General features: G+C 61.4%; 12 protein-coding genes and 1 pseudogene. 7 read left to right on the top strand and 6 right to left on the bottom strand.

Annotation, left to right across the window (positions count from 1 at the left end; translation table 11 throughout):
- Positions 1-127: 127 nt before the first annotated feature.
- Positions 128-2,821 carry a putative bifunctional diguanylate cyclase/phosphodiesterase gene (locus tag PSEBG33_RS24470; protein WP_005784127.1) on the top strand — a complete coding sequence of 898 codons (2,694 nt, stop codon included), beginning with the start codon at positions 128-130 and terminating at the stop codon, positions 2,819-2,821.
- A 72-nt stretch (positions 2,822-2,893) separates the two neighbouring features.
- Positions 2,894-3,541, top strand: a complete 648-nt coding sequence (gene msrA / locus PSEBG33_RS24475; RefSeq protein ID WP_005784126.1) for a peptide-methionine (S)-S-oxide reductase MsrA — start codon at positions 2,894-2,896, stop codon at positions 3,539-3,541.
- A gap of 166 nt (positions 3,542-3,707) precedes the next feature.
- Here msrA and PSEBG33_RS24480 read toward each other — a convergent pair whose 3' ends face one another.
- The 4 genes from PSEBG33_RS24480 to putP all read right to left on the bottom strand — a co-directional run bounded on the left by PSEBG33_RS24480 (position 3,708) and on the right by putP (position 9,088).
- Complete coding sequence (locus tag PSEBG33_RS24480) at positions 3,708-4,544, bottom strand: 23S rRNA (adenine(2030)-N(6))-methyltransferase RlmJ (protein WP_005784124.1); 837 nt, start codon at positions 4,542-4,544, stop codon at positions 3,708-3,710.
- Positions 4,545-4,641: 97 nt separating this feature from the next.
- Entirely contained in the window at positions 4,642-5,367 is a 726-nt protein-coding gene (locus PSEBG33_RS24485; protein WP_005784123.1) for a DUF4123 domain-containing protein, read from the bottom strand.
- A complete protein-coding gene (locus PSEBG33_RS24490) occupies positions 5,367-7,388 on the bottom strand; it encodes a type VI secretion system tip protein VgrG (RefSeq protein ID WP_005784121.1) in 2,022 nt (673 codons plus the stop codon). The genes PSEBG33_RS24485 and PSEBG33_RS24490 overlap by 1 nt, the downstream gene beginning before the upstream one ends.
- A gap of 215 nt (positions 7,389-7,603) precedes the next feature.
- Positions 7,604-9,088 (bottom strand): sodium/proline symporter PutP, encoded by a 1,485-nt coding sequence (gene putP / locus PSEBG33_RS24495; RefSeq protein ID WP_005784119.1) that lies wholly within the window; start codon positions 9,086-9,088, stop codon positions 7,604-7,606.
- A 461-nt stretch (positions 9,089-9,549) separates the two neighbouring features.
- Between putP and putA the strand changes: the two genes are divergently transcribed.
- Positions 9,550-13,503 (top strand): trifunctional transcriptional regulator/proline dehydrogenase/L-glutamate gamma-semialdehyde dehydrogenase, encoded by a 3,954-nt coding sequence (gene putA, locus PSEBG33_RS24500; RefSeq protein WP_005784116.1) that lies wholly within the window; start codon positions 9,550-9,552, stop codon positions 13,501-13,503.
- Positions 13,504-13,729: 226 nt separating this feature from the next.
- On the top strand, positions 13,730-15,532 hold the full coding sequence (locus PSEBG33_RS24505) for an acyl-CoA dehydrogenase (protein ID WP_005784114.1): 1,803 nt from the start codon (positions 13,730-13,732) through the stop codon (positions 15,530-15,532).
- Here the strand turns inward: PSEBG33_RS24505 and PSEBG33_RS24510 are convergent.
- Together PSEBG33_RS24510 and PSEBG33_RS24515 are read right to left on the bottom strand one after the other, a co-directional pair.
- Entirely contained in the window at positions 15,529-15,819 is a 291-nt protein-coding gene (locus PSEBG33_RS24510) for a cell division protein ZapA (RefSeq protein WP_005784113.1), read from the bottom strand. The two genes, PSEBG33_RS24505 and PSEBG33_RS24510, sit on opposite strands and share 4 nt — an antisense overlap.
- The gene (locus tag PSEBG33_RS24515; RefSeq protein WP_003187970.1) at positions 15,816-16,046 is read right to left on the bottom strand and encodes a hypothetical protein; all 231 of its coding nucleotides are present in this window, start codon (positions 16,044-16,046) and stop codon (positions 15,816-15,818) included. Before PSEBG33_RS24515 ends, PSEBG33_RS24510 begins: the two co-directional genes overlap by 4 nt.
- Positions 16,047-16,323: 277 nt before the next feature.
- Here PSEBG33_RS24515 and PSEBG33_RS30030 point away from each other — a divergent pair.
- The 3 genes and pseudogenes from PSEBG33_RS30030 to PSEBG33_RS24525 form a co-directional block, all read left to right on the top strand.
- Positions 16,324-17,046: pseudogene (locus PSEBG33_RS30030) on the top strand (MCP four helix bundle domain-containing protein); the annotation flags it as partial.
- A 30-nt stretch (positions 17,047-17,076) separates the two neighbouring features.
- Positions 17,077-17,949 carry a methyl-accepting chemotaxis protein gene (locus PSEBG33_RS30025; protein WP_420066309.1) on the top strand — a complete coding sequence of 291 codons (873 nt, stop codon included), beginning with the start codon at positions 17,077-17,079 and terminating at the stop codon, positions 17,947-17,949.
- 240 nt (positions 17,950-18,189) lie between these two features.
- A complete protein-coding gene (locus PSEBG33_RS24525; RefSeq protein WP_005784108.1) occupies positions 18,190-19,932 on the top strand; it encodes a potassium/proton antiporter in 1,743 nt (580 codons plus the stop codon).
- Positions 19,933-19,976: the final 44 nt, after the last annotated feature.

Genomic DNA, 19,976 nt, shown 5'->3' with positions numbered 1-19,976 from the left:
CTGCCTTATAGCACTTAGCCTTCATCCTCTCTTGTCAGTGCGTGCCGCATGATGCAACCTTGCCGCAGGCGACAGTAAAGAGGGCGTGAGCCGGGCGCCACGCGCATTTTCCCAAGCGAGTTTCCCCATGAAAAGCCAACCCGATGTCGCCCGTATGGCGGCCGAGGTAGTGACGCAATTACCGGTGCCTTCGCGCCTCGGTATGCTGCGTTTCGAGCGGCTTAATGAGGCAAGCTGGGCCCTGCTGTACCTCGATCCCAATTGCGAGCGCCAGTTCGGCCTGCCAGCGGTGGAACTCTGCGCGCTGATCGGCACGCCCTACGCCAGCCTGATGGAGCCCCAGGCCCGCTATCAGCTGCACGACGCAATCCAGCAGCAACTGACCCACAGCTCCCATTACCTGGTGCGCTATACCCTACACACCCATGACGGCCCGATGAGCCTGCTGGAAATGGGCGAGGCCTACAAACAACACAACCGCCATCTGCTGCGCGGCTACCTGATGGTGGTCGACGGGCTGTTCGGTGATACCACTGCGCCCGCCCCGACCGCCGACCTGGAAAACCAGAACAGCCGCCTGCAGATCGCCCTGGAACTCAACCAGCGTGCCCAGCAAGAACAGCTGCAACACCTGGAGCGGGTACGCGCCCAGCAGGAGTTGATCCTGCTGCTGGCCCGCCAGCGCTACACCACGCCCAATTCGCTGCAAGAAGCCGCCGAGCTGATTACCCGCAGCGCCTGCGACATCTACCAGATCGATTGCGCCAGCATCTGGAACCTGGAAGGTCAGCGCCTGGTGCCGATCTCGGCGTACCACCGTGCCGACCAGCAGCACCGCCTGCCCGACACCATCGACGCCAGTGGTTTCCCGGATTACCTGGAAGCCCTGCACTCCAGCCGTGCCATCGACGCCACTCATGCCCTGCGCGACCCGCGCACCCGGGAAATGGCCGAAAGCCTGCGCGCCAAAGATATTCACGCGATGCTCGACGCCAGCATTCGGGTCGACGGCCAGGTAGTCGGCGTGCTGTGCCTGGAACAAAGCGGCAGCTCGCGGGCGTGGCAGTCCGATGAGATCGCGTTTGCCGGCGAGTTGGCGGACCAGTTTGCCCAGGTGATCAACAATCACAACCGCCGCACTGCCACCAGCGCCCTGCACCTGTTCCAGCGTGCAGTGGAACAAAGCGCCAACGCCTTTCTGCTGGTCAACTGCGACGGCGTGGTGGAGTACGTCAACCCCAGCTTCACCGCGATCACCCAGTACAGCGCCGAAGAAGTCCACGGCCATCGCCTGGCCCAACTACCGGCCCTGGAAAATCTCAGCGAATTGCTGTTCGACGCGCCGTCGGCCCTGGCCAAAAGCAACAGCTGGCAGGGTGAGTTCAAGAGCCGGCGCAAGAACCTGGAACCCTATTGGGGCCAACTGTCGATTTCCAAGGTGTACGGCGACAACCGCGAGCTGACCCACTACATCGGCATCTACGAAGACATCACCCAGACCAAGCTGGCGCAACAGCGCATCGAACGTTTGGCCTACACCGACAACCTGACCAACCTGGGCAACCGCCCGGCGTTCATCCGTAACCTCGACGAACGCTTTGCCCGCGACAGCGACAGCCCGATCAGCCTGCTGCTGGTGGACATCGACAACTTCAAGCGGATCAACGACAGCCTCGGCCACCAGACCGGCGACAAGTTGCTGATCAGCCTGGCCCGCCGTTTGCGCAATAGCTTGAGCAGCGGCGGCAGCCTGGCGCGCTTCGCCAGTAACGAGTTCGCAGTGCTGTTGGATGATTCCGACCTGGAGACCGGCCAGCAGGTCGCCAGCCAGTTGCTGGCCACGCTCGACAAGCCGATGTTCGTCGACAACCAGTTGATCAGCGTCACCGGCTCCGTGGGCCTGGCCTGCGCGCCACTGCATGGCCGCGACCCGCAGACGCTGATGCGTAACGCAGGGCTGGCGCTGCACAAGGCCAAGGCCAACGGCAAACACCAGGTGCAAGTGTTTACCGAAGCGTTGAATGCCGAAGCCAGCTACAAGCTGTTCGTGGAAAACAACCTGCGTCGAGCCCTGACCCAGAACGAGCTGGACGTGTTCTACCAGCCCAAACTGTGCCTGCGCAGCGGTCGTCTGCTGGGCATGGAAGCCCTGTTGCGCTGGAACCACCCGGAAAAGGGCATGATCCGCCCCGACCAGTTCATCAGCGTGGCCGAAGAGACTGGGTTGATCATTCCGATCGGCAAATGGATCGCCCGCCAGGCGTGCCGCATGAGCAGGCAGTTGAGCGCCGCCGGCATGGGCAATTTGCAGGTGGCGATCAACCTGTCGCCCAAGCAATTTTCCGATCCGGACCTGGTGACCTCGATTGCCACCATCCTCAAGGAAGAACAGCTACCGGCCAACCTGCTGGAGCTGGAGCTGACCGAGGGTTTGCTGCTGGAAGCCACCGAAGACACACGCCTGCAACTGGACCAGTTGAAAAGCTTTGGCCTGACCCTGGCCATGGACGATTTCGGCACCGGTTACTCGTCGCTGAGCTACTTGAAAAAATTCCCCATCGACATCATTAAGATTGATCGCAGCTTTATCCACGAGATCCCGGATAACCAGGACGACATGGAAATCACCTCGGCAGTGATCGCCATGGCTCACAACCTCAAGCTCAAGGTGGTGGCCGAAGGCATCGAGACAGCCGAACAGTTGGCGTTCCTGCGCAGACACCGCTGTGATGTCGGCCAGGGCTACCTGTTCGACCGACCGATCCCCGGTGCAGAGCTGCTGACGATGCTTAAACGCTACCCGCGCGGGCCAATCGCCTGACAGCGCTGTAACACTCGGGCACACTGACTGTCTGACAATTTACTGTTACTCAACCTGACGAGAGGACTGATCATGGTCTTGCGCTCGGAAATTCTGGTGAACAAAAACGTGCTGCCTACTCAAGAACAAGCTTTGCCTGGCCGTGAAACCCCGATGAAGCTGCCGGAAACCCACTTCGTCAACGGCAACCCGCTGCTGGGCCCCTTCCTGGATGACGTCGGTTTTGCGATCTTCGGCCTGGGTTGTTTCTGGGGCGCTGAACGCAAGTTCTGGGAACGCGACGGCGTGGTCAGCACGGTGGTCGGCTACGCCGGCGGCTACACGCCGAACCCGACCTACGAAGAGGTCTGCTCAGGCCTGACCGGCCATAGCGAAGTGGTACTGGTGGTGTATGACCAGGCCAAGGTCAAGTACGAAGACTTGCTGAAGATGTTCTGGGAATTGCACAACCCTACCCAGGGCATGCGCCAGGGCAACGATATTGGCAGCCAATACCGCTCGGTGATCTACGCCACCACGTCGGAGCAACTGGCGGCGGCGAAAACCAGTGCCGAGGCTTATCAGCAAGAGCTGACCAAGGCCGGCCTGGGTGAGATCACCACGGAAATCGACGAAGCACCGACGGTGTACTTCGCCGAGGCTTACCACCAGCAGTACCTGGCGAAGAATCCGCAGGGTTACTGCGGGATCGGCGGCACCGGCGTGACCTGCCCGATCTGAAGACGAACATAAAACCCAATGTGGGAGGGGCGGTGCGACGATTCGACTTGCTCCCGATGGTGGTATGTCAGTTACAGATTTACTGACTGACACTCCGCTATCGGGAGCAAGTCGAATCGTCGCACCGCCCCTCCCACACTGGTTTTGTGTTTGGCTGGAAAGGCGCTTATTCGGCGATCAGCCAATCCATCTGCCACCCACCCTGGGTCTGGCCAAGCTTCTTTGACAGCCACGGCAGCAACTCGCGCAGCTCCTCTTCCAAGCCCCACGGCGGGTTGGCAATCGCCAGGCCCGAGCCGGTCAGGGTGTTGGGCGTGTCCAGTGGATGCACCAGCAGTTCCACCCGCAGCAGCTTCGGCGCACCGGTACCGGCCAGGTCCTGGTAGAAGCGGCGCAACATGCGCTGGTCTTTCACCGGGTACCAGATCGCCGCGACCGTCTGGCGCATGCGGCTGACGGCTTCCTTGAGGGACGCCGCACAACGCTGCATTTCGTCGAGCTTCTCGAACGGCGGGTCGATCAGCATCAACGCGCGTTTTTCCGGCACCGGCAACAGGGCACGCGGCACATGCCAGCCTTCGCCCAGATGCACTTTGACCCGGCGATCACCCTTCATATTGTCCTTGAGCAGCACGCCATCTTCGGGGTGCTTCTCGTTGAGCAGCACACGGTCCTGGGGACGCGTGAGGCGTCGCGCCAGCTCCGGCGAGCCCGGGTAGTAGCGCAACTGGCCGTCCGGGTTCATCTCGTGCAGCACGCGCATGTAGTCCGCGGTGAGCGGCGGCAGGTCACTTGCGCCCCACAGGCGAGCGATGCCTTCCAGGTACTCACCGGTGCGGTTGGCCTGGTCGCCCTGCAAGTCGTACAGGCCAATGCCGGCATGGGTGTCGAGGTAGGCGAACGGCTGCTCCTTGCGCGACATCAGGGCGATGAGGCGGGTCAAGGTCAGGTGTTTGAAGACATCGGCGTGGTTGCCGGCGTGAAAGGCGTGACGATAATTCATGGTTGCTCCTGCGCAGGGGGCGAAGTTTACCTTCTACCGGTGCAAAGGTGCAGGGCCGCATGGCGGGCGGTACGGATATCACGCGAGCCTCATGGGTTTAACTCAGTTGTGCGCCAAGGTAGTCCGCCAACTCGGCATGGCTGATATCCGGCCTGCGTGCGAAGTAGGCGACCTTGTGCTGCAGGATCGTGGGTGTAAACGCAGTGTATAAGTCGGGACGCTGCTCCTGGAGCCATTGCAACACGTTGTCGATCAGCACCTGGGGCGAGTGTTGCGCCAGGCTTGCCAACAATGGCGCCGGCACTCGCCACCAAGGGCTGGGTTTGGCCGCAGCCACCTGGCGGGGCGAGACTGCCAACGACTGGCCGTTGATTAAGTAACGCTGGAATACGGGCAGCACAGTGGCGGCATCGTCACCCAACTGCTGCAACATCGGCAAAAACTGAGCGCCATCCCAGAAGCGCAAAAATACCGGCTGGTCTTCAGGCAGGTACACCTGGGTCAAACCCTTCAAGTGATCGATCACAACCTCCAACGGGCACGAAGACACCGCCAGCCAGCCCCAGTCCACGGCCTGGGTGGTGGCTACCCAGTCGAGAAAAGCACTGCCAGGCTCGACAATGCCAACATAAGGCATCACCTCATTCCAATCGGCATAGGGCGTGCCCGCCCACACCGGTTGCGGCGGTGGTGCGACCGCCATGGTTTGCCAGGCTGCAAACGGCTTGGCCTCGCTGGTGCTGCCCATGACGACGTATAGCTGCTCATCAGGCTGCAACGGTTTTTGGGCCAGCCAGGCGCTGGGCGTCAAGGGTGAGGCCATCAGGGGAAACTCCGTGCGTGGGCGCTGATATCGCACTGCCCGTTTTTGCAGCGCTCACACTCTTCGCAAAACGGCGCACTGCGCGTGAGGCTGGCCGCTTGCGCAGGGCTTAGCGGCGCGGGAATAACGGCCAACAATGTTTCCTTCACCCCCGGCATTAACGGCGGCGCCGCCGGAACAGGCGCGCCGCCTGGCTGGATCGGCACACTGCTGAATATCCCGCCCGCCGACAGCGTGATCGACTGCCCGCCCGCTTGAATCGTCACGCTGGCACCGGCATCAATGACGATGCTTTGCCCAGCGCCCAATTGAATGGTCTGCCCGGCACGCATGTACTGCGAACCGCCGACCGCCAGATGATCATCCTGCTTGAGCTCAGTGAGGCGATTGCCATGGGTAATGCGCTGCTCCTGGCCTTGCAGCTCATGGTGCGACTCGCCGCCCACCCGCATACGGCGCTGGTTATCGACCTGCACCTGCTGGTCATGCAGCACATGCTGGGTCCAGTCCCGCTGGGCGCGCAGGTAGATTTCCTCGGCACCCTTGCGGTCTTCGATGCGCAGTTCGTTGTAGCCTCCACCGCCCGGGCTGCTCTGGCTACGCAGGATGCTGCGGGTCTTGTCCGCCGGCAGGTCGAGGGGCATTGGCCTGGCGGCATTGGGCAGGCAGCCCACCACCAGCGGCATGTCCAGGTCACCATTGACGAAACCTACCAACACCTCCATGCCAACCCTGGGAATCAACACCACACCATAGCGGTCATGGGCCCAGCCGCTGGCGACACGCAACCAACAACTCGCGTGGTCGTTGTGCTCGCCGATACGGTCCCAGGCCAACTGCACCTTGACCCGGCCGTAGTCGTCGCAATGGATTTCACTGTCGACCGGGCCGGTGACCACCGCGCTTTGGTAGCCCGCTATGGTCGGGCGCGGCTGCTCAGGCAAGGGCGGGCGAAAGATTGCATCCCACGGCGTGGCAACAAAGGTGTTGCCATACCCCTGACGAAACGCCCCGCCAACCACCTCGGTGACCGCTTCCTCCAGCACCTGGGGCTGTTTGCCTTCGTGGGTGACTTGGGTGACCAGCCATATGTCATTCCACTCCTCGCGCGGGTGCTCCCTCAATTGCAGGAACCTGCCGCCGGCCAAGGCCGGCTCGTCGCTTTGCCCCTGGGCGATGCGGTAGTCGCTGCGCTGCCGCTCCAGGCTACGCTGGGCGAGGTACTTGCCATGGGCCCGGTCGGAAAAATAGCCGGGGAACTGCTGCGCCTCAAGCTTGGGCAACTGCGCGTCGGCCGCCGTGCTTTGCAGCTCGAGGTGCGGTTTGCAAAAATCGTAATCGCGCAGATTGACCGCCGTGGTGCGGGTTGCCAATTGCAGTGTGAAACGCTTGATCGCCGGCGCCTGGGCAACCATGCCCGACCCAGGCCGGTACGGCGTGGGCTGATCGACCTGGGCAAATACCGTCTGGTCATCGCCAAACACCAGCAAATGAGCATCGGGGCAATGCTGAAAGTGATAGTGAATGCCGACTTCGGCACACAGGCGTTGGATGAACGCCAGATCCGTCTCACCGAATTGCACGCAATACTCACGTTCAGGGTATTGACCGCTCAGCCGGAACTCAAAGCTGTCACTGTGGATGCCCTGCCCCGCCAACACCTGCGCAACGATCTGCGGCACCGTCTGATGCTGGAAAATCCGCTGATGACTGCTATGCGCCAGATACGCCAGGTGCGGCGCCAGGCTGAGCTGGTAGCGCGTCAGGCGCCGTCCGGAATCGCCCTGGGCGACCCGGTACACCAGGCCATGCACCCCATGGCCGCAGTCATCGAAACCCAGGTATACCTGACGATGCAGCAAGCTCTCCAGGTCGATATCCGGCTGCTCGCTGACCAGCTCAAGTTCGAAACGGTAAGGCTGGCTGATGGCCTCGGAGCCACTGAACTCATACACCTTGAGGTCACTGGGCGCCCCATCCAGGGCCAGGGTAAATACACTTTGGTTGGCAGGAGCGAACATCCGGTGTTTCTCTGCGAAGGGTGGGCAGCCGATTCTGCACCAGCTTTTTGCCCGGCCGGGCGTATCGCAGCCAAATCAGTAAGGTCCTACCTCTACCTTCATCCAGCCACCCTCGAAGACAACTGGCCGAACTAGCCGAAACAAAAACGGCCCGCCATCCAAAGGACGCGGGCCGTTTTTGTTTCAACTGGACAGGCGCTCAACGCCCGGCGCAGTTATTTGTTGAGGTTGTAGTCTTTTTCCGCAGCATCAAAACGCTCGACCATACCAACCGTCGGTGCGCCCATCTTGCTCACGAAGTAGATCGCCAGGCTGGCGAAGATGAAGCCTGGGATGATTTCGTACAGACCCAGCAGTTCGAAGTGCTTCCACACGATCACGGTGATCGCGCCGACCAGGATGCCGGCCAGTGCGCCGTTGCGGGTCATGTTTTTCCAGATCACCGAGATCAGCACCACAGGGCCGAACGCAGCGCCGAAACCGGCCCAGGCGTAGCTGACCAGGCCCAGCACACGGTTTTCCGGGTTGGCGGCCATGGCGATAGCGATCAAGGCCACTACCAGCACCATGATGCGACCGACCCAAACCAGCTCAAGCTGGGAAGCGCCTTTGCGCAGGAACGCCTTGTAGAAGTCTTCGGTCAGGGCGCTGGAGCACACCAGCAACTGGCAGCTCAAGGTGCTCATCACAGCCGCCAGAATGGCCGACAGCAACACACCGGCAACCCAAGGATTGAACAGGATCTTGGCCAGTTCGATAAACACACGCTCAGGGTTTTCAGTTACCGGGCCAGCCACTTCCGGATGCGCCGAGAAGTAAGCGATACCGAAGAAGCCCACCGCCACGGTGCCGCCCAGGCACAGGATCATCCAGGTCATGGAGATGCGACGTGCGTTGGCAATCGACTTCACCGAGTCGGCCGCCATGAAACGCGCCAGGATGTGCGGCTGGCCGAAGTAGCCCAGGCCCCAGCCCATCAGCGAGATGATGCCGATGAAGGTGGTGTTTTTCAGCATGTCGAAGTTGGTCGGGTCTTTGGCTTCAATGGCCAGGAACGTGGTGTCTACGCCGCCGGTGGCCAGCAGCACGATGATCGGCGTCAGGATCAGCGCGAAGATCATCAGCGTGGCTTGTACGGTGTCGGTCCAGCTGACCGCCAGGAAACCACCGATAAAGGTGTAGGCAATCGTTGCCGCAGCACCGGCCCACAGCGCGGTCTCGTAGGACATGCCGAAGGTGCTTTCGAACAGGCGGGCACCAGCGACAATGCCGGAGGCGCAATAGATGGTGAAGAACACCAGGATCACCACTGCCGAGATGATCCGCAGCAGGCCGCTTTTATCTTCGAAGCGGCTGGAGAAGTAATCCGGCAGAGTCAGGGCGTCGCCGTTGTGTTCGGTCTGCACCCGCAGGCGGCCAGCCACGAACAACCAGTTGAGGTAAGCACCGGCGATCAGGCCGATGGCAATCCAGCTTTCCGACAGGCCGGACATGTAGATGGCGCCCGGCAGGCCCATCAACAACCAGCCGCTCATGTCGGAAGCACCGGCCGACAAGGCTGTCACCACGCTACCGAGGCTGCGACCGCCGAGGATGTAATCGGAAAGGTTGTTGGTGGAGCGATAGGCCATCAAGCCGATCAGCACCATTGCTGCGATGTAGATCACGAACGTGATCAGGGTTGGATTGCTAACGCTCATATGAGTGACGCCCTGGCTTTGTTTTTATGTAGCGACGGTCTGTCAGATCGCCACTGGTGGATAACCGAGTAGACAAGCCTGCTAGCCGCGCATTTATGACTGGCGTTTCCCCAGGAAAGCCGCCAGCCGATGAACCAAACCTTAGAGGTGGTTGCACCTTGGTGCGCGAATGCTATTCAACAAAGCAAATAAGGTGCAACCAGTTTCTTGCGAATAAGTTGCACCCAGGGGCGATTTAGGACAAACGCCGTGTTTTTGCTCCTTTTCGGAGCAAGAACAGCCGATCTCAGAAGCAAATGCACCAATGCCAGGCGGATTCTGTCGAAGGCCAATTTTTTTCCGATCAACCGTCGAAAATTTCCTGAACAAAAGGGTTGCACCCGGTTGCACCTCTGCATTGGCAAAGCTAATCTTGCCGCCAGCAGATGCCACTCGGTAGTGGCACCCATGAGGATAAGAAAATGGCAACGACCACCCTTGGGGTCAAACTCGACGACCCGACCCGCGAGCGCCTGAAAGCCGCCGCGACCTCCATTGATCGCACGCCGCACTGGCTGATCAAGCAGGCAATTTTCAATTACCTGGAGAAACTGGAGGGTGGTGCAACCCTGTCCGAGCTCAATGGCTTGAGCAGCAAGGACGCCGAAGACGCGGGCGAGATTCAGGCTGACCACGCCCACCAGTGCTTCCTTGAGTTCGCTGAAAGCATCCTGCCGCAATCGGTACTGCGCGCTTCGATCACCGCCGCTTACCGCCGTCCGGAACCGGAAGTGGTACCGATGCTGATCGAGCAGGCGCGCCTGCCGGCAGACATGGCCGAAGCCACCAACAAGCTGGCCGCCACCATTGCCGAAAAACTGCGCAACCAGAAGAGCGCCGGCGGCCGTGCCGGTATCGTCCAGGGCTTGCTGCAAGAATTCTCCCTGTCGTCCCAGGAAGGCGTGGCGCTGATGTGCCTGGCCGAAGCGCTGCTGCGCATCCCGGACAAAGGCACCCGTGACGCGCTGATCCGCGACAAGATCAGCACCGGCAACTGGCAGCCGCACCTGGGCAACAGCCCGTCGCTGTTCGTTAACGCCGCCACCTGGGGCCTGTTGCTGACCGGCAAACTGGTCGCCACCCACAACGAAGCGGGCCTGACCTCCTCCCTGAGCCGCATCATCGGCAAAAGCGGCGAGCCGATGATCCGCAAGGGCGTCGACATGGCCATGCGCCTGATGGGCGAACAGTTCGTCACCGGCGAAACCATCGCCGAAGCCCTGGCCAATGCGAGTAAGTTCGAAGCCAAGGGCTTCCGTTACTCCTACGACATGCTCGGTGAAGCCGCCCTCACCGAACACGATGCCCAGAAGTACCTGGCCTCGTATGAACAAGCCATTCACTCCATCGGCAAAGCCTCCCATGGCCGTGGGATCTATGAAGGCCCTGGCATCTCCATCAAGCTCTCCGCCCTGCACCCGCGCTACAGCCGTGCGCAGTACGAGCGCGTGATGGACGAACTGTACCCGCGTCTGCTGTCGCTGACCTTGCTGGCCAAGCAATACGACATCGGCCTGAACATCGACGCCGAAGAAGCCGACCGCCTGGAACTGTCCCTGGACCTGCTGGAGCGTCTGTGTTTCGAGCCGCAACTGACCGGCTGGAACGGTATCGGTTTTGTGATCCAGGCTTACCAGAAGCGTTGCCCGTATGTGATCGACTACGTCATCGACCTGGCCCGCCGCAGCCGCCATCGCCTGATGATCCGCCTGGTAAAAGGCGCGTACTGGGACAGCGAAATCAAACGCGCCCAGGTCGAGGGCCTGGAAGGCTACCCGGTGTACACCCGCAAGGTGTACACCGACGTTTCCTATATTGCCTGTGCACGCAAACTGCTGTCGGTGCCGGAAGCCATCTACCCGCAGTTCGCCACGCACAACGCCCACACCCTGTCGGCCATCTACCATATCGCCGGTCAGAACTATTACCCCGGCCAGTACGAGTTCCAATGCCTGCACGGCATGGGTGAACCGTTGTACGAGCAAGTGGTGGGCAAGGTATCCGAGGGCAAGCTGAACCGTCCGTGCCGTGTGTACGCGCCGGTCGGTACCCACGAAACACTGCTGGCCTACCTGGTACGCCGCCTGTTGGAAAACGGCGCCAACACCTCGTTCGTCAACCGCATCGCCGACCAATCGATCTCGATCCAGGAGCTGGTGGCCGATCCAGTGGCCAGCATCGAGCAGATGGCCACGCTGGAAGGCGGCTTCGGCTTGCCGCACCCGCGTATTCCACTGCCGCGTGACCTGTATGGCAGCGACCGCGCCAACTCGGCCGGTATCGACCTGGCCAACGAACACCGTCTGGCGTCGTTGTCCTGCGCCTTGCTGGCGACCGCGCACAACAACTGGAAAGCCGCGCCGATGCTCGGTTGCGCCTCCAGCCAGGAAGCGGCACAACCGGTGCTGAACCCGTCCGACCTGCGTGATGTGGTTGGCCACGTACAGGAAGCTACCGTCGAAGACGTCGACAACGCGATCCAGTGCGCGATCAGCGCCGCACCGATCTGGCAGGCCACCCCGCCCGCCGAACGCGCCGCGATCCTGGAGCGTGCCGCCGACCTGATGGAAGGCGAGATCCAGCCGCTGATGGGCCTGCTGGCCCGTGAAGCCGGCAAGACCTTCGCCAACGCCATCGCCGAAGTGCGTGAAGCCGTGGACTTCCTGCGCTACTACGCAGTGCAGGCACGCAACGATTTTACCAATGACGCCCATCGCCCACTGGGCCCGGTGGTCTGCATCAGCCCGTGGAACTTCCCGCTGGCGATCTTCAGCGGCCAAGTCGCGGCTGCCCTGGCTGCCGGTAACCCGGTGCTGGCCAAGCCTGCCGAACAAACTCCGCTGGTCGCCGCCCAAGCCGTGCGCATCCTGCTCGAAGCCGGCATTCCGGAAGGCGTGCTGCAACTGCTGCCGGGCCAGGGTGAAAGCGTCGGCGCCCGCCTGGTGGGTGATGATCGCGTCAAAGGCGTGATGTTCACTGGTTCCACCGAAGTTGCTCGCTTGTTGCAACGCAATGTCGCAGGGCGCCTGGATGCCCAGGGTCGCCCGATCCCGCTGATCGCTGAAACCGGTGGCCAGAACGCGATGATCGTTGATTCGTCGGCGCTCACCGAACAGGTGGTGATCGACGTGGTGTCGTCGGCCTTCGACAGCGCCGGTCAACGTTGCTCGGCCCTGCGCGTATTGTGCCTGCAGGAAGATTCGGCAGACCGCGTCATCGAAATGCTCAAGGGCGCCATGGCTGAATGCCGCCTGGGCAACCCGGAACGCCTGTCGGTGGATATCGGCCCAGTGATCGACGCCGAAGCCAAGGCCGGCATCGAGAAGCACATCCAGGCCATGCGCGACAAAGGCCGCAACGTTTATCAGGTTGCAATTGCCGATGGTGAAGAGATCAAGCGCGGCACCTTTGTGATGCCAACCCTGATCGAGCTGGAAAGCTTCGACGAGCTGCAACGTGAAATTTTCGGTCCGGTACTGCACGTGGTGCGCTACAAGCGTAAAGAAATCGACCAGTTGATCGGCCAGATCAACGCGTCGGGCTACGGTCTGACCCTGGGCGTGCATACCCGCATCGACGAGACCATCGCCAAGGTGATCGACAACGTCAACGCCGGTAACGTCTACGTCAACCGCAACATCGTGGGTGCCGTGGTCGGCGTGCAGCCGTTCGGCGGCGAAGGCCTGTCGGGCACTGGCCCGAAAGCCGGCGGCCCGTTGTATCTGTACCGCCTGCTGTCGACTCGTCCTACCAACGCGATCGAGCAATCCTTCGTACGTGGCGACGCATTGACTGCACCGGACGTACGCCTGCGCGACGCCATGAGCCAACCGCTGACTGCCCTGAAAACCTGGGCCGACAGCCACAAGTTCAGTGAGCTGAGCGCGCTGTGCACGCAGTTCGCGGCGCAATCACAAAGCGGTATCACCCGGCAACTGGCCGGCCCGACCGGCGAGCGCAACAGCTACGCGATCCTGCCGCGTGAACACGTGCTGTGCCTGGCTGAAGTGGAAGGCGATCTGCTGACCCAACTGGCGGCAGTGCTGGCCGTCGGCGGTTCGGCGGTATGGCCGGAAACCGAGCTGACCAAGGCCCTGTTCCCACGCCTGCCGCGAGACATTCAGGCGAAGATCAAGCGCGTGGCCGACTGGACCAAGGACGACGTAGTGTTTGACGCCGTGCTGCATCACGGTGATTCCGACCAATTGCGTGCGGTGTGCCAGCAAGTGGCGCAGCGCGGTGGGGCGATTGTCGGGGTGCATGGCCTGTCGCAAGGCGAAACGGCGATTGCGCTGGAGCGCCTGGTGATCGAGCGCGCATTGAGCGTAAACACTGCTGCGGCAGGTGGTAACGCCAGCTTGATGACCATCGGCTAACTGACAAAACGCGGTAAAAGTGTGGGAGCTGGCTTGCCTGCGATAGCGGTGAGCCAGTGACATAGATGTCGACTGGCACGGCCTCATCGCAGGCAAGCCAGCTCCCACACCGATCGCGCTCCCCCTTGCGCCAGCGTTTTGCCCTTCTATCACTTAGATCAATCTTGCTACCCACCCTCCATTCGCGCGCTTAGACTCAGGCCAATTCCTTCAAAGGTAATCCGCCATGTCCGAGACGCTGCTCAGTTCCCGCAATCTGGCTTTCGAGCTGTACGAAGTCCTCGATGCCGAGGGCCTGACCCAGCGTGAGCGGTTTGCCGAACACAATCGCGAAACCTTCGATGCAGCCATCAGCACGGCGCGCAGCATCGCAGAGAAGTACTTCGCCCCCCACAACCGCAAGAATGATGAAAACGAGCCGCGCTATGAAGACGGCCAGGCGATCCTGATTCCGGAAGTCAAACCGGCCGTGGACGCCTTCCTGGAAGCAGGCTTCCTCAACGCTGCGCGCAGTTTCGAAGCCGGTGGCATGCAGTTGCCGACGCTGTTGTCGCAGGCGTGTTTCGCGCACTTTCAAGCGGCCAACGCCGCATCGACCTCCTACCCGTTCCTGACCATGGGCGCCGCCAACCTGATCGAAAGCTTCGGCACCGAGGAGCAGAAGCAGCGCTTCCTGCAACCGATGATCGACGGACGCTTCTTCGGCACCATGGCCCTGACCGAGCCCCATGCCGGCTCCTCGCTGTCAGATATTCGAACCCGCGCAGAACCGGCGGCTGACGGCAGTTATCGCCTCAAAGGCAACAAGATCTTCATCTCCGGTGGCGACCACTCGCTGTCGGAAAACATCGTGCACATGGTGCTGGCCAAATTGCCGGACGCACCTGCGGGTGTGAAGGGCATTTCGCTGTTTATCGTGCCCAAGTTCCTGGTCAACGATGACGGCAGCCTGGGCGAACGCAACGATGTGTTGCTGGCCGGGCTGTTTCACAAGATGGGCTGGCGCGGCACCACGTCCACGGCGCTCAACTTCGGCGATAACGGCAACTGCGTCGGCTACTTGGTGGGCAAACCGCACCAGGGCCTGAGCTGCATGTTCCAGATGATGAATGAAGCACGTATTGGCGTGGGCATGGGCGCGGTGATGCTCGGTTACGCCGGCTACCTCTACTCGCTGGACTACGCCCGCGAACGGCCCCAGGGTCGCCTGCCCGATAGCAAAGACCCAGGCACCGCACCAGTGGCGATCATTCAGCACGCCGATATCAAGCGCATGTTGCTGACCCAGAAAGCCTATGTGGAAGGCGCCTTTGACCTGGGCCTTTACGCAGCCCGACTGTTTGACGACACCACCACCCTGGCAACCGACACCGAGCGCAAGCACGCCCACGAACTGCTGGACCTGCTCACCCCCATCGTCAAATCCTGGCCGTCGGAGTTTTGCCTCAAGGCCAACGAACTGGCGATCCAGATTCTCGGCGGCCACGGCTACACCCGCGAATACCCGGTGGAGCAGTACTACCGCGACAACCGCTTGAACCCGATCCATGAAGGCACCCACGGCATCCAGTCCCTGGACTTGCTAGGGCGCAAATTGGCGCAGAACGGCGGTGCCGGCTTGAAGCAATTGATTCGCCTGATTGCCGAAACCTTGGCCCGTGCGCAGAAGTACTCCTCACTCACGGCACTGCGAGAGCCATTGGAGCAACTGGTCAACCGACTGCAAGGCGTCACGATTGGCCTGCTGACCGATCTCGCCCAGGGCAAGGTCAACAGCAGCCTGGCGAACTCGGCGCTGTACTTGAAAGTGTTCGGGCACACGGTGATTGGCTGGCGCTGGCTGGAACAGGCGATCCGCGCTGAAGAAGGGCTGGCCAAGGGTGAAGCGGCCGATGCGGCCTTCTACAAGGGCAAGCTCCAGGCCGCCCGGTACTTCCTGACTTGGGAAGTACCGAGCTGCCATCACGAACTGGCAATTCTGGAGGCACGCGACGATACGTGCCTGGGGATGCAGGATGAGTGGTTCTAAGGCTGGATCGCCTTGGAAATCACCTCGACCGTGGCGCTGACTTGCTCTTGGTAACGGTCGAGTTCCTGTTGGTGAGCCTGTTGCATTTCGATCTGCTCGGCGCACAGGTTCAGCGCGGCCAGTACCAATAATTTGTCACCGATCAGGGTCGGGTACTTTTTCTTGGTAACCGCCAGGGAAGCCTTGAGCATGGTCACGGCATGCATCAGGGTCTGATCTTCACCGGCCGGTGCCTTGATCGAGTAATCCTCTCCGAGAATCGAAACGACCTTTATCCCCTCATTCATGCGCTGACAGGCCCTGCACTCACACGCTCAACCAGGGCCTGGATGCGTGCGGCGGTGGCGCCATGCTTTTCTTCCTGCTCCATCAGGTTCAGTTGCAGGCTGTCGTTTTCATCCTTGGCGCGAGCCAGTTCGGCCTTGAGGGATTCGTTGCTGCCCAGCAGCTCTTGATTCTGCTGTACCAGGTCGCTGACAAGTTGTTCCAATTGGCTGAGAGATGCTTCTAACATTTTGATTTCCCGGGCTTTTAAAAGGGCGGTGACGATAAAGAAAATTCACCTCGGATGCCAGGGATATCCCCGGCGTGCAGCCCGATTTATCGGGGCCGGGCCGCACTTTCGAGCCTTAGTGACTGCAATTACCCGATCTGGTTCCTCCAATGCCCCCAACCCTTGGTCAGATGCGACAAAAGCGCGCAGCCCCTTAAGACTTTAGTCGCAGGGCCGATAACGCAGGCACACCTCGTCTCATGGCCGCACGGATCGCGCTTCCCCCCAGGATTCCAGCATGTCTCTTCGTAATATGAATATCGCCCCGAGGGCCTTCCTCGGCTTCGCGTTTATTGGCGCCCTGATGTTGTTGCTGGGTGTGTTCGCCCTGAACCAGATGAGCAAGATTCGCGCAGCCACCGAAGACATCACCTCGGCCAGCGTGCCAAGCATTCGTGCCCTCGACGAATTCACCCAACTGACCCTGCGCCTGCGCGTGCTGTCGTACCGCTTGCTGACCAACCGCGAGCCGGATGTACAGCAAAAGACGTTGGAAGCCTTCGAGATGCGCAATCAGCAGATTCGCACGGCCCAGGGCATCTACGAAAAACTCATCACCAGTACCCAGGAACGCAACGCCTACGACGAATACGTGCGCCTGCTGGGCCAGTACCACCAGATTGAAGAGCGCATGAAGAGCCTTTCACGCGCCAATCAGATCGACGAGCTGCGCAACTTGCTGAACACCGAGTTGCTGAGCAACTCCGAGCAAGTCAACGCCGTATTGACCCGTTTGCTGGATATCAATAACGACGACGCCAACGCCACCAACCAGCAAGCCAAAGACCAATACGACACGGCCTTTGACCTGGTGGTGGGCCTGCTGGTGGTTGCCACGGCGCTGACCGTGTTGTTCGCCTGGTTGCTGACCCGCAGCATCACCCTGCCCATCGCCCGCGCCCTTGAAGCCGCGGAAGAAGTGGCCGAAGGCAACCTCACACGCCCGATCACCGTGGACGGCAACGATGAGGCCGGGCGCCTGCTCGCCGCCATGGCCAAGATGCAAAACAAACTGCGTGACACCCTGCAACGCATCGCCGGCTCCGCCACTCAGTTGGCGTCTGCCGCCGAAGAGCTGAACGCCGTCACCGACGAAAGCGCCCGTGGCCTGACCCAGCAAAACAACGAAATCGAACAAGCCGCCACCGCCGTCAACGAGATGACCAGCGCCGTCGAAGAAGTCGCACGCAATGCCGTGAGCACTTCCGAAGCCTCGCGCAACGCCACCACCTCTGCCGGTGATGGTCGGGACCTGGTGCAGGAAACCGTCAGCGCCATCGAACGCATGAGCGCTGACGTGCAGGCCACCGCCTCCCTGATTGGCGACTTGGCCAATGAATCGCGGGATATCGGCAAAGTGCTGGACGTGATTCGCGGCCTGGCCGACCAGACCAACCTGCTGGCCCTGAACGCGGCGATTGAAGCCGCACGGGCCGGGGAAGCCGGACGCGGGTTCGCCGTAGTGGCCGACGAGGTGCGAGCACTGGCCCATCGCACGCAACAGTCCACCAGCGAGATCGAGCGCATGATCGGCAGTATCCAGACGGGTACTGAGCACGCAGTGGATTCGATGCGCAATAGCACCGAGCGGGCCGAATCGACGCTGAACATCGCCAAGGGCGCGGGCCTGTCGCTGGATACCATCAACACGGCGATTGTCGAGATCAACGAGCGCAACCTGGTGATCGCCAGCGCGGCGGAGGAACAGGCCCAGGTGGCGCGGGAAGTGGACCGTAACCTGGTGAATATTCGCGACCTGTCGGTGCAATCCGCTACGGGCGCCAGCCAGACCAGCGCCGCGAGCAACGAACTGTCGCGCCTGGCAGTTGATCTGAATGGGATGGTAGGCCGCTTCCGTCTCTGAAATAAGCCTTTGCTCACACCGCATACCCTGTGGGAGCTGGCTTGCCTGCGATAGCAATCTGTCAGTTAGCGCCCCTGGCGCCTGGCACACCGCAATCGCAGGCAAGCCAGCTCCCACATTTGATTGATGTGCAGCCACAAAAGCTTTTTGACAGTGCAGCAATTCAACAGGTTAGAATCGCTGGCACGCAGACTGCATGGTCAGTTTGCGCCCCGTCTTCCCTGCTCTGGAGTACTGCCTTTGAATGCGACGACCATCAACAGCCTGTTCTTGATCGGCGCGTTGCTGGTAAGTGCGAGCATTCTGGTGAGTTCCCTTTCGTCCCGCCTGGGCATCCCGATCCTGGTGATCATCCTGGCCGTGGGCATGACCGCCGGTGTCGATGGCGGCGGTATCATTTTCGATAACTACCCGACTGCCTACCTGGTGGGCAACCTCGCCCTGGCCGTGATCCTGCTCGACGGCGGCTTGCGCACACGGGTGGCGAGTTTCCGCGTGGCGCTGTGGCCGGCCTTGTCCCTGGCCACGGTGGGGGTGTTGATTACCACCGGCCTCACCGGCATGGCGGCGGCCTGGCTGTTCGACCTCAATATCATCCAGGGCTTGCTGATTGGCGCCATCGTCGGCTCCACGGACGCCGCGGCAGTGTTCTCGCTGCTGGGCGGCAAGGGCCTCAACGAACGGGTCAGCGCCAGCCTGGAAATCGAATCCGGCAGCAACGACCCGATGGCGGTGTTCCTCACCGTCACCCTGATCGACATGCTCGCCAGCGGCCAGACCGGCCTGCACTGGAGCCTGTTGACTCACCTGATTCGTGAATTCGGTATCGGTGGCCTGGTGGGCCTGGGTGGCGGCTGGCTGATGCTGCAGCTGGTCAACCGCATCAACCTGGCCAACGGCCTGTACCCGATTCTGGTAATCGCCGGCGGCCTGTTCGTTTTCGCCCTGACCAACGCCCTGCACGGTAGCGGCTTCCTCGCCGTGTACCTGTGCGGTCTGGTCATCGGCAACCGCCCGGTGCGCAGCCGCCATGGCATCCTGCATATGCTCGACGGCATGGCCTGGCTGGCGCAGATCGGCATGTTCCTGGTGCTGGGCCTGTTGGTCACGCCCCATGACCTGCTGCCCATTGCCCTGCCCGCCCTGGGCCTGGCGCTGTGGATGATCCTGTTTGCGCGGCCTCTTTCGGTGATGGTTGGCCTGTTGCCGTTCAAGGCCTTCCACGGTCGCGAAAAAGCCTTTATCGCCTGGGTCGGCCTGCGCGGCGCGGTGCCGATCATCCTCGCGGTGTTCCCGCTGATGGCCGGCCTGCCCCATGCGCAGCTGTACTTCAACCTGGCGTTCTTTATCGTGCTGGTGTCGCTGCTGGTGCAGGGCACAAGCCTGCCGTGGGTGGCCAAGTTGCTCAAGGTCACCGTGCCGCCGGACCCGGCACCGATTTCCCGCGCAGCCCTGGAAGTGCACGTCACCAGCGAGTGGGAGCTGTTCGTCTACCGCCTCGGCGCCGAGAAATGGTGCATCGGTGCGGCCCTGCGCGAGCTGAAAATGCCCGAAGGCACGCGCATCGCTGCGCTGTTTCGCGGCCAGCAACTGCTCCATCCGTCGGGTAGTACCGTGCTGGAAGTCGATGATTTGCTCTGTGTGATCGGCCATGAACACAACCTGCCGGCCCTGGGCAAACTGTTCAGCCAGGCACCGCAACGGGGCCTCGATTTGCGCTTCTTCGGCGACTTCGTGCTCGAAGGCGACGCCCAGCTGGGCGCGGTTTCGGCCTTGTACGGGCTCAAGCTCGAGGGTATCGACCCGGACATGCCGCTGAGTCGCTTCATCACCCAGAAGGTCGGCGGTGCACCGGTGGTAGGCGACCAGGTGGAGTGGAACAACACCATCTGGACTGTCGCGGTCATGGACGGGAACAAGATTGGCAAAGTCGGCGTCAGATTCCCCGAAGGAAGTCGCCCGGGCCCCGGACTCTTCCTCTAAACTGCGGGGCAACAACGCCCCGATTCTTCACCTTGCAAGACCGG

This window comes from Pseudomonas synxantha BG33R (assembly GCF_000263715.2).
GTDB classification, from domain to species: Bacteria; Pseudomonadota; Gammaproteobacteria; order Pseudomonadales; family Pseudomonadaceae; genus Aquipseudomonas; species Aquipseudomonas synxantha_A.
The sequence above is the reverse complement of the archived record's forward strand: the minus strand, read 5'-3'. Positions and strand labels throughout refer to the sequence as shown.

What these genes read in the sequence shown, in the direction of transcription:
- PSEBG33_RS24485 (WP_005784123.1), bottom strand. Translation starts at nt 5,367, where the DNA reads ATGGCCTCACCCTTGACGCCCAGCGCCTGGCTGGCCCAAAAACCGTTG.
- PSEBG33_RS24470 (WP_005784127.1), top strand. Translation starts at nt 128, where the DNA reads ATGAAAAGCCAACCCGATGTCGCCCGTATGGCGGCCGAGGTAGTGACG.
- msrA (WP_005784126.1), top strand. Translation starts at nt 2,894, where the DNA reads ATGGTCTTGCGCTCGGAAATTCTGGTGAACAAAAACGTGCTGCCTACT.
- PSEBG33_RS24480 (WP_005784124.1), bottom strand. Translation starts at nt 4,544, where the DNA reads ATGAATTATCGTCACGCCTTTCACGCCGGCAACCACGCCGATGTCTTC.
- PSEBG33_RS24505 (WP_005784114.1), top strand. Translation starts at nt 13,730, where the DNA reads ATGTCCGAGACGCTGCTCAGTTCCCGCAATCTGGCTTTCGAGCTGTAC.
- putP (WP_005784119.1), bottom strand. Translation starts at nt 9,088, where the DNA reads ATGAGCGTTAGCAATCCAACCCTGATCACGTTCGTGATCTACATCGCA.
- PSEBG33_RS24510 (WP_005784113.1), bottom strand. Translation starts at nt 15,819, where the DNA reads ATGAATGAGGGGATAAAGGTCGTTTCGATTCTCGGAGAGGATTACTCG.
- PSEBG33_RS24515 (WP_003187970.1), bottom strand. Translation starts at nt 16,046, where the DNA reads ATGTTAGAAGCATCTCTCAGCCAATTGGAACAACTTGTCAGCGACCTG.
- putA (WP_005784116.1), top strand. Translation starts at nt 9,550, where the DNA reads ATGGCAACGACCACCCTTGGGGTCAAACTCGACGACCCGACCCGCGAG.
- PSEBG33_RS30025 (WP_420066309.1), top strand. Translation starts at nt 17,077, where the DNA reads ATGGCCAAGATGCAAAACAAACTGCGTGACACCCTGCAACGCATCGCC.
- PSEBG33_RS24490 (WP_005784121.1), bottom strand. Translation starts at nt 7,388, where the DNA reads ATGTTCGCTCCTGCCAACCAAAGTGTATTTACCCTGGCCCTGGATGGG.